The 14,968-nt window shown below is 63.0% G+C and carries 16 protein-coding genes and 1 tRNA gene; 11 read left to right on the top strand and 6 right to left on the bottom strand.

Going from position 1 to position 14,968, the window contains the following annotated elements:
- Positions 1–75: 75 nt before the first annotated feature.
- Positions 76–1,290: an MFS transporter gene (locus HDG33_RS11545; RefSeq protein WP_184026040.1), complete on the bottom strand. Its 1,215-nt coding sequence runs from the start codon at positions 1,288–1,290 to the stop codon at positions 76–78.
- Positions 1,291–1,540: 250 nt separating this feature from the next.
- Here HDG33_RS11545 and HDG33_RS11550 point away from each other — a divergent pair, with 250 nt between their 5' ends.
- The 3 genes from HDG33_RS11550 to HDG33_RS11560 all read left to right on the top strand — a co-directional run bounded on the left by HDG33_RS11550 (position 1,541) and on the right by HDG33_RS11560 (position 4,474).
- Positions 1,541–2,203: a HugZ family protein gene (locus HDG33_RS11550; protein WP_184026042.1), complete on the top strand. Its 663-nt coding sequence runs from the start codon at positions 1,541–1,543 to the stop codon at positions 2,201–2,203.
- Between the two features lie 399 nt (positions 2,204–2,602).
- Positions 2,603–2,905, top strand: a complete 303-nt coding sequence (locus tag HDG33_RS11555) for an H-NS family nucleoid-associated regulatory protein (protein ID WP_008921239.1) — start codon at positions 2,603–2,605, stop codon at positions 2,903–2,905.
- A gap of 285 nt (positions 2,906–3,190) precedes the next feature.
- Positions 3,191–4,474: a cation diffusion facilitator family transporter gene (locus tag HDG33_RS11560; protein ID WP_184026045.1), complete on the top strand. Its 1,284-nt coding sequence runs from the start codon at positions 3,191–3,193 to the stop codon at positions 4,472–4,474.
- Between the two features lie 63 nt (positions 4,475–4,537).
- On the opposite strand, the gene HDG33_RS11565 is transcribed toward HDG33_RS11560, so the two are convergent.
- From HDG33_RS11565 to HDG33_RS11575, 3 genes are all read right to left on the bottom strand, one after another.
- Positions 4,538–4,996 (bottom strand): Lrp/AsnC family transcriptional regulator, encoded by a 459-nt coding sequence (locus HDG33_RS11565; protein WP_012431468.1) that lies wholly within the window; start codon positions 4,994–4,996, stop codon positions 4,538–4,540.
- A gap of 90 nt (positions 4,997–5,086) precedes the next feature.
- Positions 5,087–5,719 carry an exonuclease gene (locus tag HDG33_RS11570; protein ID WP_090802665.1) on the bottom strand — a complete coding sequence of 211 codons (633 nt, stop codon included), beginning with the start codon at positions 5,717–5,719 and terminating at the stop codon, positions 5,087–5,089.
- Positions 5,716–6,360 (bottom strand): MBL fold metallo-hydrolase, encoded by a 645-nt coding sequence (locus HDG33_RS11575; protein ID WP_184026048.1) that lies wholly within the window; start codon positions 6,358–6,360, stop codon positions 5,716–5,718. Before HDG33_RS11575 ends, HDG33_RS11570 begins: the two co-directional genes overlap by 4 nt.
- 649 nt (positions 6,361–7,009) lie before the next feature.
- Between HDG33_RS11575 and HDG33_RS11580 the strand changes: the two genes are divergently transcribed.
- The gene (locus tag HDG33_RS11580; protein ID WP_184026050.1) at positions 7,010–7,615 is read left to right on the top strand and encodes a septal ring lytic transglycosylase RlpA family protein; all 606 of its coding nucleotides are present in this window, start codon (positions 7,010–7,012) and stop codon (positions 7,613–7,615) included.
- Positions 7,616–7,735: 120 nt separating this feature from the next.
- Here the strand turns inward: HDG33_RS11580 and rsmI are convergent, their stop codons facing one another.
- Positions 7,736–8,620 carry a 16S rRNA (cytidine(1402)-2'-O)-methyltransferase gene (gene rsmI / locus HDG33_RS11585; RefSeq protein ID WP_184026053.1) on the bottom strand — a complete coding sequence of 295 codons (885 nt, stop codon included), beginning with the start codon at positions 8,618–8,620 and terminating at the stop codon, positions 7,736–7,738.
- Between the two features lie 88 nt (positions 8,621–8,708).
- Between rsmI and HDG33_RS11590 the strand changes: the two genes are divergently transcribed.
- The 6 genes from HDG33_RS11590 to HDG33_RS11615 all read left to right on the top strand — a co-directional run bounded on the left by HDG33_RS11590 (position 8,709) and on the right by HDG33_RS11615 (position 12,577).
- Complete coding sequence (locus tag HDG33_RS11590; protein ID WP_260330406.1) at positions 8,709–9,131, top strand: YraN family protein; 423 nt, start codon at positions 8,709–8,711, stop codon at positions 9,129–9,131.
- 142 nt (positions 9,132–9,273) lie between these two features.
- Entirely contained in the window at positions 9,274–9,861 is a 588-nt protein-coding gene (locus tag HDG33_RS11595) for a phosphoheptose isomerase (protein WP_062125567.1), read from the top strand.
- Between the two features lie 26 nt (positions 9,862–9,887).
- On the top strand, positions 9,888–10,679 hold the full coding sequence (locus HDG33_RS11600; RefSeq protein ID WP_184026067.1) for a BON domain-containing protein: 792 nt from the start codon (positions 9,888–9,890) through the stop codon (positions 10,677–10,679).
- On the top strand, positions 10,679–11,032 hold the full coding sequence (locus HDG33_RS11605; protein WP_184026080.1) for a c-type cytochrome: 354 nt from the start codon (positions 10,679–10,681) through the stop codon (positions 11,030–11,032). The genes HDG33_RS11600 and HDG33_RS11605 overlap by 1 nt, the downstream gene beginning before the upstream one ends.
- A gap of 64 nt (positions 11,033–11,096) precedes the next feature.
- Positions 11,097–11,172 (top strand) — tRNA-Ala (locus HDG33_RS11610).
- Positions 11,173–11,362: 190 nt separating this feature from the next.
- A complete protein-coding gene (locus tag HDG33_RS11615) occupies positions 11,363–12,577 on the top strand; it encodes a phage integrase central domain-containing protein (RefSeq protein WP_184026092.1) in 1,215 nt (404 codons plus the stop codon).
- Between the two features lie 218 nt (positions 12,578–12,795).
- Here the strand turns inward: HDG33_RS11615 and HDG33_RS11620 are convergent, their stop codons facing one another.
- Positions 12,796–13,254: a hypothetical protein gene (locus HDG33_RS11620; protein ID WP_184026105.1), complete on the bottom strand. Its 459-nt coding sequence runs from the start codon at positions 13,252–13,254 to the stop codon at positions 12,796–12,798.
- 1,039 nt (positions 13,255–14,293) lie between these two features.
- Between HDG33_RS11620 and HDG33_RS11625 the strand changes: the two genes are divergently transcribed.
- The gene (locus HDG33_RS11625; RefSeq protein WP_184026116.1) at positions 14,294–14,677 is read left to right on the top strand and encodes a hypothetical protein; all 384 of its coding nucleotides are present in this window, start codon (positions 14,294–14,296) and stop codon (positions 14,675–14,677) included.
- Positions 14,678–14,968: the final 291 nt, after the last annotated feature.

A 14,968-nucleotide genomic window follows, 5' to 3' on the forward strand; every position in this document is an offset into this window, starting at 1 on the left:
CACTTCGATTTGCCGCTAAAGAGGCACGTGGGCCGTCAGGCTTGCGTGCCTCTTCTTTTTGGCGTCGCGTTTGCGTCAGATCTTCAAACGCCGCAGCACCTTCGGCCCGACGAGCGCGATCATCGCGGCGCACACGGCGACGACCGACAGCCCGATCGTCAGATTGGTCACCTGCGCGACCGCACCGATGATCACCGGTCCGAGCAGCAACCCGAAATAGGCCAGCCCCGCGACGTGCGCGAGCCCCTCGGCCGCGTGGATGCCCTTCACGCTCGCGGCCGCCGCGAACAGCACCGGCATCATGTTCGCAAGGCCCAGGCCGATCAGCGCAAAGCCGGCGAGCGCGGCCACCGGATTCGGCAGCAGCAGCGCGTCGACCATCCCGGCGCAGGCGAGCGCCGCACTGATCATCACGAGTTGCGGCGCGCCGAAGCGGGCGCGCACCGCGTCGCCGGCAAAACGCGCTGCCGCCATGCCGCCGGAAAACGCCGCGTAGGCGGCGCTGGCGAGCGCGGGCGTCGAGAGCACGACATCGCGCATATAGACCGTGGCCCAGTCGTACATCGCGCCTTCGGCGATCAGCGCGACCAGCGCCATCGTGCCGAGCGCCCACAACGCCGGCGAGCGCCAGCGGCTCGCGCGCGGCGTCGCGGCATCGGGATGCTCGGCGTGCGGCACGTGCGGCAGCACCGACGGGCACGCGAGCACCAGCACGAGAGCGCTGGCCGCCGCGGCGAGCGCGAGATGCACAGCCGGCGCCATGCCGCGCGACAGCAGCGCCCCGCCCACCGCCGCGCCGAACATGCCGCCAAGGCTGAACATCCCATGCAGCGACGACATGATCGGCTTGCCGAGCGCCTTTTCGACGGCGCTCGCTTCGGCGTTCATCGCGACGTCGAGCGTGGCCATGCCCGCGCCGAAGACGGCCAGCACGATCAGCAGGATCCAGTACGCCGGCACGACGAGGATCAGCGCGGCGCAGGCGGCCATCGCGAGGCCGCCGGTCAGGCAGGCGCGGCGCGTGCCGACCCGCGCGATCCACGACGCATTGGTCACCATCGCGCCGATCGATCCGCCCGCCACCGCGAACAACGCGAACGACAGCATCGCCGGATTCAGATGGAAGCGGTCGCGCACCGTCGGCACGTGCACGCCCCACGACGCGTACATCATGCCGGCGATGAAAAATACCGCCATCGTGGCAATGCGTGCGCGTTGCCGTGCGGTGACGGACAGATTGCGATGCGCGGCGGGCGGGACGGCGAATTCGGAGGCTTGGTGATCAGGCACGGAGGTCTCGAGGCGAAGTGCGCGAGAAAGCGCATTGAAAGCGGATCTTCGATTCTATCGAAGCGTGGTGGCGAATGCTTGGAGCCGTGGGATCGGGCGCATACGATTGATAGGCTGGGGATGCAACCTGGCGGTATTGCCGGCTGTCATGCCATGGCACGCCGCAGTTGGTTTTTGCATTGCCGTGCGCGGCGGCTTTTCTGCTGCTCACCGCTTTCCGTTCATTCCTGATTCACCGAGGAACGCTCAGTTGAATATTCCGGCTCACGCTCCGCTGCATCTGCTGCACACGGCCACGGTCGGCACGCTCGCCACGCACGCTCGCCAGCCCGAGGGCTTTCCGTATCCGTCGGTGCTGCCGTTCGCGCCGGACGCGCGGCATCGTCCGACGATCCTCGTGAGCCGGCTCGCGGAGCACACGCACAACCTGCACACCGATCCGCGCGCCGGTTTTCTGGCCGTCGACGCACCCGACGGCGACGTGCTGGGCGGCCAGCGCGTCACGCTGCTTGGCCGCTTCGAGCCGGTCGGCTCGAGCCAGGAACTGGCGCGGCGCTACCTGCGCTATCACCCGGACGCGGAGCGCTACCTGATGCTGGGCGATTTCACGTTCTGGATCATGGAAGTCCAGCGGCTGCGCTACATCGGCGGCTTTGGCGCGATGGGCTGGCTCGATGGCGCCGAACTCGATCCGCTGCCGCCGCTTGCAGTCAGCGAGGAGGACGCGCTGATCGCGGAATTCGGTCACCGGCTGAGTGGCGCAGGCGGCGTCGAATTGCTGGGTGTCGACCGTTATGGCGCCGATCTGAAACGCAACGGCGTGCGCCACCGTTTCGCATTCGATGGCGCCCGGTCCGATACCGGGACATTGCACGCCGCGCTCGAAGTCTGCATCGAGCGGCATGCGGATTAAGCATTTATCGTTTATCGGGAACACGCGCATGCGCCAGTCGCGACGAACGGGGTCTTTGTCTCAATAGTGCGCGGCTTATCCAAGCCAAAGCTTTCATGCCGTGAAATGTTCGATGTGCAATGGACCGCTCAAGTCTCATTTCCTGATAGTTAAATCGTGTAAATATGCAGATGAGTGGACTTTTTTAGCGACATGCGAAATCAGCGATTAGAAAGGCCGTAGTCCGACCCAAAAGCAGCGCAGGAAACTTTTTGAAACGAATTTAAATTAATTTTTTCCGGCTGCTTATCCAGCCTTTCTATTTTGTGTTAATCTCGCCGTCAAATTCCGAGGCATGAAACCTTCAAAGGCGAGTCGGCAAAAGACCGGCGGTCATTTATCCATACCACAAGGGAACCTATGTCTTCTTACAAGGAACTGCTCGCGCAGCGCGAGAAGCTCGAAAAGCAGATTGAAGAAGCGAAGTCGCGCGAATACGCGGAAGTCTTGAATGAAATCAAGCAGAAGATGGCGGATTACGGCATTTCGCTGAGCGAACTGGGCGGCGGCCGCGCACCGAAAGGCGCTAAAGCGAGCCGGCCGCGCGCAGGCGTCGCGCCTAAATATCGCGATCCGGAAAGCGGCAGCACATGGTCCGGTCGCGGCAAGCCGCCGCGCTGGATTGCAGGTCTTGATCGCGAAAAGTTTCTGATCCAGAAGTAATCACGATCAGGCGGGCGGTGAGGGTTGGCCGCACGTAGTACGAATAGCGGCAATCCACCGCGTTTATAGCCTGCTGCAGAATCTGAAAAAGCCGCGCACCGTTAAGGGCGCGGTTTTCGTCATTTGCGGCGCCGAGTTTTTTGTCGCATGCGCTTCAGGCAGCTGGAACGCGAATGCTTTTCGTTTAGATAAGCGATTGATTTAAAAAGGTTTTTTCCGCTTTTTCCTGCGCGCGCGATTCGCGGCGGGTACAATGACAATAATTGACCTTTCCGCCACTTCAGCATGCAGTCCGCCGCGATCGCCCAAACCACCGAGAAACAACGCGTTGCGCGCAAAAGTACTTTTGCGAGTATTGCGCTCAATAGCGTGTTGATGACGCTGCAAATCGCCATCGGCACGATCGCGCACTCGCAGGCGCTAGTTGCCGACGGTATCCATTCCCTTGCCGATCTTATTTCCGATTTTGTCGTGCTGATTGCCAATCGGCACAGCGGGGCCAAGCCCGACGCGGATCACAATTACGGGCATAGCCGTTATGAGACGGTGGCGTCGTTATTTCTCGGCGCGCTGCTGATCTCGGTCGGCGTCGGCATGTTGTGGCGCGCCGGTACGCGGCTCGCCGACCTGCAAAATATTCCCGCCGTCCACATGAGCGCGCTCGCGGTCGCGGCGCTCGTGCTGGTCTGCAAGGAAGCGCTGTTTCGCTACATGCTGCGCGAGGCGAAGCGCGTGCGTTCCGCGATGCTGATCGCGAACGCATGGCACGCGCGCTCGGACGCGGCGTCGTCGCTGGTGGTGGGGATCGGCGTGATCGGCAGTCTCGCCGGCTTGCGGTTGCTCGACCCGATCGCGGCGGCCATCGTCGGTTTCATGGTCGCGCGCATGGGCTGGACCTTCGGTTGGGACGCGCTGCAGGATCTGTCGGACCGCGCGCTCGACGAAACCGCCGCGGCCGACATGCGCGCATTGCTGATGTCCACCCCCGGCGTGCGTGACGTGCACGAAATGCGTACGCGCAAGATGGGCGATTTCGCGCTCGTCGACGCGCACATTCTGGTCGATCCGATGATTTCGGTATCGGAAGGGCATTACATCGCGGAGTCGGCGCGGCTGCGTGTGCTGACCGACAAGCGCGTGCTCGACGCGCTGATCCACGTCGATCCGGAAAACGATGCGCTCGCGCATCCACCGGTCGATCTGCCGCCGCGGGAGCGCGTGACCGCCGAGGTCGACGCGGCGCTGGCAGCCTGGGGCTTGCAGGCCGCTGGGATAAATCTCCACTACCTGAGCACCGGGCTCGACGTGGAGGTGGTGTTACCGGCGGCGGCGTCCGTTGAAGGGCGCGCTGCAGACGGCCCCGAGGCCGCGCGTCTGCTGGAAAGCGAGGCGCAGTCGCTTGGGCGCGTCGATCTGGAGGCGCTCAAGCGTCGTCTCGGCGCGCGCAAGCTAGACGTGCTGCTGCAACGGGATATCTCGGCCGCGCAAGGCGGTCCGGCGGCGGAACTCAAGACTGGCGTCGCCCCCGGCGGTCGGTCAATCGCCACGGAGCCTCACAACGCCGCCTGAGTCCGATGAGTTTCGGACACCCGATGCCGCGAACCTTCATGCCGCCCGCAGCGGCGGCATGCGTCACAACGGCAACTGCGTATCGAACTTGATTTCGCGCAGCACGACGCTCGTCCGCACCTGCGCGACGGCTGGAATCTTGAAAATGCGTTCGTGCAGGAAGCTGTCGTACGCCTTGATGTCCGGCGCGACGATCTTCAGGATGTAATCGGATTCACCGGTCGTGCTGTAGCACTCGGTCACTTCGGGGCAGGTGGCGATTTCCCGCTCGAACTGCTCCACGCCGCCTTCGGTGTGGCGCGTCAGATGGATATGCGCGAGCGCGCACACATGCAAGCCGAGTTTTTCGCGATCGAGCAGCGCCGTGTAGCGCTGGATCACGCCCGACTGTTCCATGTCCTTGATGCGCCGCCAGCACGGCGTGCTCGACAGCCCGACCTGGTCGGAGATTTCCTGCACGGAACGACGTGCGTCGAGCTGCAGTAGGCGCAGGATCTTCTGTGAGAACGTATCGAGTGTCAACTGCGCCTCCGTTAGCGTCGCCGTATCAACGCATGGTAGAGGGCGCGAAAACGAAACGCAATGTAAAACGGCTCTCGCGAGCGAGATTGCCTAATTTACCGGGTCGGGAGCGGCGTTTTGCCCTGAGCCGTCCCCATCATCCTTGCCGTCCCCCGGCAGCTCGGGCTGACGCGCGCGCAAGTCCTTCAGCATGTTGCAAAAGAGGGCACCCTGCTCGATGGCGTCGTCGAGCGCGACGTGCGTGTGCGGATGCTCGTCGAACCAGTGCTTCGGAAAACGCGGCTTGATGTTCTTGCGGTACGGCAGGCCGGTCATCGCGAACGCGAGCGTCTTGATGTCGAGCGCCGACCACGAAAACGGGCAGCGGCCGACGAAGCGCATCATGTACCAGAACATATAGGTGAAGTCGAAGCCGGCCGGCATCGCGACGAACACCGGCTTGCCCGGCAGCGCCTCGACCCATTCGACATAGGCGGTCAGGGCGGCCTCGGGTTTCTGCAAGTCCTGGCGGCAGGCCGCCCATGCTTCCGGCTGGGTCTTCCACCACGCTTCCTGAACCGGATGCGGCGCTGCACCTTCGAGCAGTTCGAGATTCGCCGAGAACGTCGCGATCAGCTGCTTGTCTTCGGTGTATGCGGCGGATGCGAAGCTCAGCATCGAATGCGGGCCGGGGATCGGGCCGTCCGCTTCGACGTCGGTACTGACATAGATTTCGCTGCTCATGCGCCCACTCCGTCTGCGACGTAGGGATTCGTGCGGCGCTCGGCGCCGAACGTCGAGGTCGGGCCGTGGCCAGGCACGAACGTGACGTCGTCGCCGAGCGGCCAGAGTTTGTCGCGGATCGAGCGGATCAGGTCCGCATGATTGCCACGCGGGAAATCCGTGCGGCCGATCGAGCCGGCGAACAGCACGTCGCCAACTAGTGCAAGCCGGTGCGCGCGGCTGAAGAAGACCACGTGGCCCGGCGTGTGGCCGGGGCAGTGGTAGACCTCGAGGGTTTCGTCGCCGAAATGCACGGTGTCGCCGTCTTGTAGCCAACGGTCCGGCTCGAAGGCGTCGGCGGCCGGGAAGCCGAAGCGCGTGCTCTGGTCCGGCAGCTTGTCGAGCCAGAAGCGTTCGTCGGGATGCGGACCTTCAATCGGTACGCCGTAGTGACTGGCGAGTGTCTTCGCGCCGGCGCAGTGATCGATGTGGCCATGGGTCAGCAAGACCTTGTCGACGGTCACGTTCTGCCGCGCGATCTCGCGCTGGATCATGTCGAGGTCGCCGCCCGGATCGACGACGGCAGCGCGCCCGGTGGCCTCGCAAACGAGCAGCGAGCAGTTCTGCTGGAACGGCGTGACGGGGATCAGGGTGACTTTCATGGCTGGACGAAGCGCTGGAAAAACGTTGATTGTACCGGGCCTCGCGACAGCCTCCGCCGCCCATGCGACGGGGCCGGCTCCCGGCCCGTCTCGGTCTTTCGTATGTCCATTTTTGCGATAAATGTGAAGATTGATCAAGTTTTTGAGCAGCTCGCCATCCCTAAAAAAAGTTTTGGGTATAATGGACTCCATGCACTAGGAATTGTGCTGCCACAAGGCGATGCGTTCCCACAAAAAGGGAATGCCGCTCGCCGTTCAAGTAAGGGCTGTCGGAATGCCGACGGCCATCCAGTATCGATGCGTTCGATGCACACGTCTTGCCCAGCCAGGCGCCGCGCGCCTGCTACGGAATTAATCTCCGTGACGCTGGGTGGGGCCTACGCCGCCGTTCCTGCGCGCTGAGTTGCGCGCGCAAGAACGTGTCATTGCCACGTTCAGTTGGCGGCATGTGGGGTCTGGTCAGGCTGCCGGGGACAGGTTGCGCCAGACGTGAAAATTAACCGTGCGGTAGCGGCTGAGTGAGCCGTATCCGGGCTTTGACGTACTGCGCATTTTCGCGCGGCGCGTTGTCGTCCCTACCGCCGGAGCCGCAAGCAACCTACCCAGCAGTTTGCGGGTGACGCGGCTCGACAATGTGATTGCACGTCTTATGAAAACTCGGCTGACCCGTGGTCTAGGGACTCTTTTTGCCTTTTTTGTACTGGCCGGCTGTGCCACGCCTCCGGGCGCGCGCGATACGTCCGCGAACGACACGCCGCCAAGTACAAAGAACACGCACCTGAGCTCTTTCGGGCCGCAATCGTTCGGTAGCGCGCCGGCCTCGAGCCCGAGCGCGTCGAACGCGCCCGCGTCGCCGCTGGCTGACGCGCAGCCGCTCACCGACGACGGCGTCGACGTCGCGGACTTCCATCAGATCGGACGCGCGTCGTGGTACGGACGCTTCTTCCACGGCCGCCGCACCGCCAATGGCGAGCGTTACGACATGCATGCCCTGACGGCCGCGCATCGCACCTTGCCGCTCGGCTCGTACGTGCGCGTGACCAATCCGGCCAATTCGCGCTCGGTGATCGTACGGATCAACGACCGCGGCCCGTACGCCCGCGGCCGCGTGATCGACCTGTCGATGGCGGCCGCCGCCATGCTCGACATGCGCCACACCGGCACCGCGCGGGTCAAGATCGAAGGGCTCACGCAGCAGGAAGCGCGCGCAGAGCTGAACGAGACGCTCGCGTCGAACTCGGATTCGAACAAGTGATGTGACGTTACGTGGCGATGATGCCGCGTCGGCTGAACCAACCGTCTGCAGAAAATCGAAGGGCCGCGACATGCGGCCCTTTTCTGTTGCCGTCAGCCTTTTACCCGCCGGGCTCGACCCTCACGTTTCGGGCTTGTCTTCCTTCAGCGCCAGCGCGCGCGCGTACAACACGTTGCGCGATGCGCCCGTGAGCGCTGCCGCGACCTTGGCCGCGCTGCTCACCGTCAATTCTTCCAGCAGGATGCCGAGCAGCGCGTCGTGATCGTGCTCGCCGGCCGCTTCGGGCGCCGCGCCTTCGACCACCAGCACGAATTCGCCACGCTGCCGGTTCGCGTCGGCAGCGAGCCACGTTGGCCCTTCGGCCAGGGTGCCCTGGTGCAGGGCTTCGTGTAACTTCGTCAGTTCCCGCGCGATCAGCAGACGGCGTGTGCCGCCGAACGCATCGGCGAGCGCCTGCACCGTCTCGACGATCCGGTGCGGCGCTTCGTAGAACACCATCGCGTGAGGATGTTGCGCGAGCGCCTGCAAGGCGGCGGCGCGCGCCTTCGGCTTCGGCGGGAGGAAGCCGAGGAACGAGAACGTCGCGACCCAGTCGCCGGTTGCGCTGAGCGCGGTGGCGAGCGCACTCGCGCCGGGCAGCGGGACCACCACGAAGCCGGCCTCGCGCACGGCTTCGACGAGCTTGGCGCCGGGGTCCGAGATGCCCGGCGTGCCCGCGTCGGACACGTAGGCCACGCGCTCGCCGGCCTGCAGATACTCGATCACGCGCTGCGCGGCGGTGCGCTCGTTGTGCTGATGCACGGCGACGAGCGGCTTCGAGATGCCGTAGCGCGCGAGCAGCTGTCCGGTGTTGCGGGTGTCCTCGGCGGCGATGCGATCCGCGAGTCCGAGCACGTGCAGCGCGCGCAGCGTGATGTCGGCGATGTTGCCGATCGGCGTGGCCACCACATACAGCGCGGCGGCGGGGTACTGCTGCCCTTGCGCGAGTTCGGAGAGAGGAGTCATGACACGGAAGACACAAACAGACGGAACGAGGCCGACATTGTGCCATGTGGGCTTGCGCGAGCAGGCCGCGCCGAACACTGCGCAAAAGATGCCCATAAACGCCGGTCCAAAAACCGCCCACAACTTTTCCTGCGCTCACCAGTCCAAATCCGTCGGCGCGGCTTTCGAAGCACGCGCGCGAGAATTTTTGCAGCGCCAGCGTCTGCGCTTCGTGGCGCGCAACGTCACCTGTCGGGGCGGCGAGATCGATCTCGTGATGAGTGATCGTGACGGCGCGCTGGTGTTCGTCGAAGTTCGCGCGCGTGCGCAGCGGCATTATGGCGGTGCGGCTGCGAGCATCGGTTGGCAGAAGAGACAGCGCATCGTGCGAGCGGCGCGGCACTATCTCGCGACGCGCGCCAAGACGAACCGCGGCCCGCGCGACGAACCCGCGTGCCGTTTCGACGTCGTCGCGTTCGAGGGCGGCAGGCTCGTGTGGTTGCGCGATGCGTTTCGCGCCGACGAAGTCTGACCGACAGCGCAGACAACGCGCGTGAGTGCGATAAACTTGCGCTCGCGTGCCGCGCGAACTCATCGGCGGCCACAGCCTGGCAGTACGACTTCACAACACGGCCGCGCAGTGCGGTCCATTCGCGGTACAAGATAGAGACTCGATGTCAGTCGAACGCATCCAACAACACTTCCGCGACAGCGCGGCAGTCAAACTCGAAGCCCTCGAAACCCTGTCGATGCCGATCGCCGCCGCGATCGACACGATGTTCGCCGCGCTCGCCAACGGCAATCGCATCCTCGCGTGCGGCAACGGCGGTTCGGCCGCCGACGCGCAGCATTTCGCGGCCGAGCTGATCGGCCGCTTCGAGCGTGAGCGGCCAGGTCTGCCGGCCATTGCGCTCAGCACCGACACCTCCGTGCTCACCGCGATCGCCAATGACTATTCGTTCGAACAGATCTACGCGAAACAGGTCTGGGCGCTCGGTCAGCCCGGCGACGTGTTGCTCGCGATCACCACATCCGGCAATTCCGCGAACGTGCTGGCCGCGATCGAAGCCGCGCATGAGCGCGAAATGATCGTCGTTGCGCTGACCGGCAAGGGCGGCGGACGCGCGCAGGAGGTGCTGAGCGACACCGACATCCACGTGTGCGTGCCGTCCGACCGCACGGCGCGCATCCAGGAAGTGCACCTGCTGACCATCCATTGCCTGTGCGACGGCATCGATGCCATGTTGCTCGGCGAAGACTGAGACTGATTTCGAAGGAGAGCTAGTTGATGAGCGTTTTCCGCATCAAGAAGACACTGGTGAGAACCGTGCTCGTGGTCGGGGTCGCGGCGGGCCTGTCGGCCACGCTGCAAGGCTGCTTTCTCGCTGTCGGGGCCGCGGCGGGCGGCGGTGCGCTGATGGCGACCGACCGCCGCACGCTCGGCGCGCAGACCGAGGATCGCGAGATTCAGGTGAAGGCGCTGTCGCAGATCAGCCAGAATCTGCCGGACTCCGCGCACGTCAACGTCACGGTGTTCAACCGCCGCGTGCTGCTGACCGGCGAGGTCGCGGGCGAGGCGTCGAAGCAGCGTGCAGAGAGCATCGTGCGGAACATGAACAACGTGAATACGATCGTCAATGAACTGGCGATCGCGCCGGCGAGCTCGTTCTCGTCGCGCACCAACGACACCTACCTCGAAACGCGCGTGAAGACCGCTCTGATCGCCGAGAAGAACATTTCGGCGAACAATTTCAAGGTCGTGGCCGAGCGCGGCAACGTCTATCTGATGGGCCTCGTCACGATGAATGAGGGCAATATCGGCGCCGACGTCACGAGCCGCGTGCCGGGCGTCGTGCAGGTGGTCAAGGTGTTCCAGTACATCCAGCCGCAGGAAGCCGAAGCTGCTGCGGCCGCCGGTGCGACGGCGCCGGTGGCCGCCTCGCAGCCCGAGGTCAGCGAGCCGACGGTCGGCGCCATTCCTGATTCGTCGGTGAGCGCGCGGCCGCTCGATCAGCAGGCGCCTGCGCCGGTCAACTCGTCGACGTCGGTGCGACCGGGTAATCCGAAGGCGGTGCCTTGATGCGTGGTATGACGCGTGGGGGTGTCGTGTTCGCGTTGGTGGTGGGCGCGCTCGCCGGCACGATGACGTCGGGTGCTCGCGCGGCCGAGGCGCCGCGCGGCCAGCAGGTCGCCGCCGCGAATGCGTGCATGGGCTGTCACGCGGTCGATCGCAAACTGGTCGGTCCGTCGTTCCAGCAAATCGCCGCGAAGTACAAGGGCGACGGGCAGGCGCCGGCCAAACTCGCGCGCAAGGTGAAGGATGGCGGCTCCGGCGTATGGGGCATGATTCCGATGCCGGCGCATCAATCGATGAGCGACGCGGATATCCGAGCGGTCGTCGACTGGGTGCTCGCGGGCGCGCCGTCCAGATGAGGTTTTCCCGGGGCTGGAGGCTTGGCAAAAGGGAAAATGGCTGTGCTAGAATTATTTTCGTGTTGGGGGGGTAGCTCAGCTGGGAGAGCGTCGCGTTCGCAATGCGAAGGTCGGGAGTTCGATCCTCCTCCTCTCCACCATCACGTGTTCCAGGCAGTTCCAGAGAATTCCGCAAACCCCGCGTCCCGTAAGGCTCGCGGGGTTTTTGTTTCCATTCCGGGATTGTGGTTTCCGTTGACAGCCGGGGGCCTTTCAGAGCAGCTTTAGGGGCATCAGGCTCATTTCTGAGCCCGCCGGAAATTTAGGCCCCCACGCTGTCGGAGGTGTCCCATGCCTCTTACCGATCTGGAAGTTCGCCGCGCTGCGGCTCGCGAGAAGACCTACCGGGTCTCCGACGGCCGCGGAATGTATCTCGAGATTTCTCCGTCCGGCGGCAAATACTGGCGCCTCAAATACCGGTTCAATGACCGGGAGCGGAAGCTGGCGCTGGGCGTCTATCCCGATGTCACGCTTGCCCACGCCCGCAGGAAGCGCGACGAGGCGCGTACGATGCTCGCCGATGGCATTGATCCCGGTCAGGCGAAGAAGGACAAGAAACGCCTGGCACGGCTGAACGCCGCCACTACCTTCGAGGCCGTCGCACTCGAGTGGTTCGAGCAGCAGGCGCCCGGCTGGGCACCGAGCCACTCCGAGAAGATCATGGGGCGCCTGAAGAAGGACCTGTTTCCCTGGCTTGGGTCGCGTCCCATCGCCGACATCACTCCACCTGAAGTCCTTGAAGTGCTGCGCCGTGCCGAAAAGCGCGGTGCTCACGACACCGCACACCGGCTTCAGCAGAACTGCGGTCAGATCTTTCGCTACGCCGTGGTGACCGGGCGTGCCATTCGCGACGTAAGCGCCGACCTGCGCGGCGCGCTGCGGCCCAACCGACATACCCACTTCGCCTCGATTACGGATCCCGAGAAGGTCGGAGAGATGCTGCGCGCCTTCGATGGCTTTTCAGGGACGCTGGTCGTGCGCGCAGCGCTGCAACTTGCGCCATTGCTGTTCGTGCGACCCGGCGAGTTGAGGCAGGCCGAGTGGGCGCAGATTGATCTGGAACGGCGCGCATGGTCCTTTACTGTTTCGAAGACGAAGACCGAGCATCTGGTCCCGCTGGCCAACCAGGCTGTGGAGATCCTGAAGGAGTTGCAGGCGCAAACCGGCAAATGGCGTTGTGTCTTTCCGGGCCGGGATCGTAGGAAGCCCATGAGCGGCGCGGCGATCAATGCCGCGCTGCAGCGACTGGGCTTCGACACGAAAACCGAGATCACCGGCCACGGATTCCGGGCGATGGCTCGGACCATCCTGCATGAGCGGCTACGATTTCCCGCCGAAGTCATTGAGCACCAGCTGGCGCACCGGGTGCCTGACTCGCTCGGCAGCGCCTACAACCGCACGCGGTTCATCGACGACCGGGTCGTCATGATGCAGGCGTGGGCCGATTACCTGGATCGGCTGAAAGCGGGGGCGGAAGTGGGGCCGATCCGGCCGCGGTGTGTTTGAGGCGGAAGTCCTGGCGCACCGCGTTTGTTGCCGATGCGTGGAGAGTCGCTCGTCACTTGTGATGGAGAGGACTTGTTTTCGCGAGAATGTTGAAATTTTGCTGACAACCAGCCGTGGTGTTACTGCACGTTTCCGACGCGATCTTGCACGGTTGAAATCACATTTAGATTCGTTGTGGTTACGTTCTGCGTACATCTCCGTTCATATCGCCTTCACGTTTATAGATTTTCCGTATCCGGTCTGATCTGGAAACTGAACGCATCTTGAACGACCATGGAGCCGGGTTGATTATTTCCGCGCTCCGTCTTTCTGTGAGATGTTGGACCGGTTTGCTGGCGGAGTGAACCCTTTGCCGGGCGGTTGAGAGAAGTCTTTGTGGTGCCGGGTGCGTTGGAAGTGCCATCCGTACGACGAGCGTTGGCGCGTCGTTTCTTCGTCTCCTGCAGCGCGTATCGAAGCGCACTGGCGGTCATGTTGATGCCCGCCTGTTTTGCCTGATCGATCAGTTGTTCGACCGAATACCCTTTGGCGCGGGCCGCATCGATGTGGGCGCGCAGGTCCGGCATCGCGTCGCGTACCGTAATGCGTCGCTCGGAGGGTGGTTTTTCCGGTAGCGCGTCGAGCAGCCGTGCGAACTCGTCCCATTGGGCTTTCGTGTAAGTCTTCGGTGCGGGCATGATGACCTTCCGTTTGCGCTGGTGAGCAGCGTGTCGAACTGATCGTGCATGCCGCTTGTTGGCGCGTCAACGCCGCATTCGTGCGTGGTGTGGACGATGGCGGATTACCTTGGGCGGTAGTGGGACGCTGCGGAACGACGTACTTTTTTCTGTTCGTGGCGGAGGCGCAACGACATCTGTCAAGGCCGTGCCCTGCCGCAGAGATGCGCGTGAAGTTTGGCGGCATCGCGAACCCGTCGAGCGTGCATGTCACTTTCGCTGCCGCTGAAGATATTTGCCCATGTTTACCGCTTAGAATTCGTGCGCGGTATCGGTTATTGTTGGGTGCGATCGGATTACGCGACCCATGGGACGCAGTTTCTTGTCTCTATCCGCCTTGCGTTTACAAGCGGAGGTAGATGCAACGCGCATATTGGCGACGTTCTTGGTGACCCGGATTTGCACCAGTTGGGTAGCGTTCAGGTCTAGTGTGAAGACGTTTGAAAATCCGCGTGCGATTACCGACTCTAGCTGCATCCCTCGCAGACATCCGACATTCAGGTCGCGGCAGTGGACCGGACCACTACGCAGAAATCGGCCTGCTCAGTATGCAGGCTCGATCAATCGACATCCCGCACCATGAGATACGGTGTGCGGTCGGACAAAGGAAGAACAGCGGATTCATGGGGTACATCCCGTGGACGCATCTGGCCACCTTACGGAAATTCCCGGCCGACCTCGCTGAAAGTGCTTAGCCGGGAGACGAAAAACCGAGATTGAAACGAGTGATGGCAGGATAGGCTAGCGCCGGTTTCGGGCGCCATCTACGAAGCTATGGTGTTCGCCCGTGGATCGCTGCATCGGCGGCCGCTGCTCAAGGCAAAAGGCGTCGAAGGGTATCGACTCACCACGAATATCAGCGGAAAGCCGAGCAACGGCACGTTGCTGAACCCGTCGACACTATCGAACGTCGTCAATGCGGGTGCGCTCTTGCAGGTCGCGTCGGGGGCAGAAGCATCTTGCGGACATCAAGCGCGAGCTAAACGAGATCACGACCTCCGTGAAGCGCGTCGAGGAGTTCCAGCAGAACGAGCGCTTGAGCAAGTTGTCCGGCATGCTGGGCTACCTCGAGCAGATTGCACCGGCGATTATGGCCGGAGAGGGCACAACGCATGATCTCGCACAACTCGAAAGCCACGAGCCAACGCTTTTGTCGATTCGCAACCTTTTCACCGATCTCGAAACGGAAACGGCGGCCATTCTTGATGTGAAAGACCCCGATACGTTTGCTTCAGGAGGCGCGGCCAAGGTTATCGCCGATCATCACAAACGCCTTGCGATGCACTTTGAGCAGCGCTTTCTACTTGAGCTCTCATCCGCGGCAGAAAGTCGCAATTCCCCTTGGGACTTAGACTTACGCACATATCGTGCGGGCTCGAAATGAAGGCCGGTATATACGGCGAATGAGCGCTAAAGCAACAGTTACCGGCACAAAGTTTCCAATCCTAGCGTTTACGCCTACTGGCATGAAATATGAAAAAATTGGCAGAAAAAGAAAAAAACGAATTGCACATGCGTTTTATATTTCCATACTTGACGAGCGAGTTTCCGAGAGGTCCAGAAATTCCGGGTAATCCTCGGGCCGGGGAGTGGGCGTTTAGTTAGGTCGGTGGGGTTTCTCTGCATCGGCGCTAACAGGTACGAATAGGTTCGTCCGATCGCCCACCTCGTTTAG

It is taken from the genome of Paraburkholderia sp. Cpub6, assembly GCF_014201065.1.
Taxonomy (GTDB): domain Bacteria; phylum Pseudomonadota; class Gammaproteobacteria; order Burkholderiales; family Burkholderiaceae; genus Paraburkholderia; species Paraburkholderia tuberum.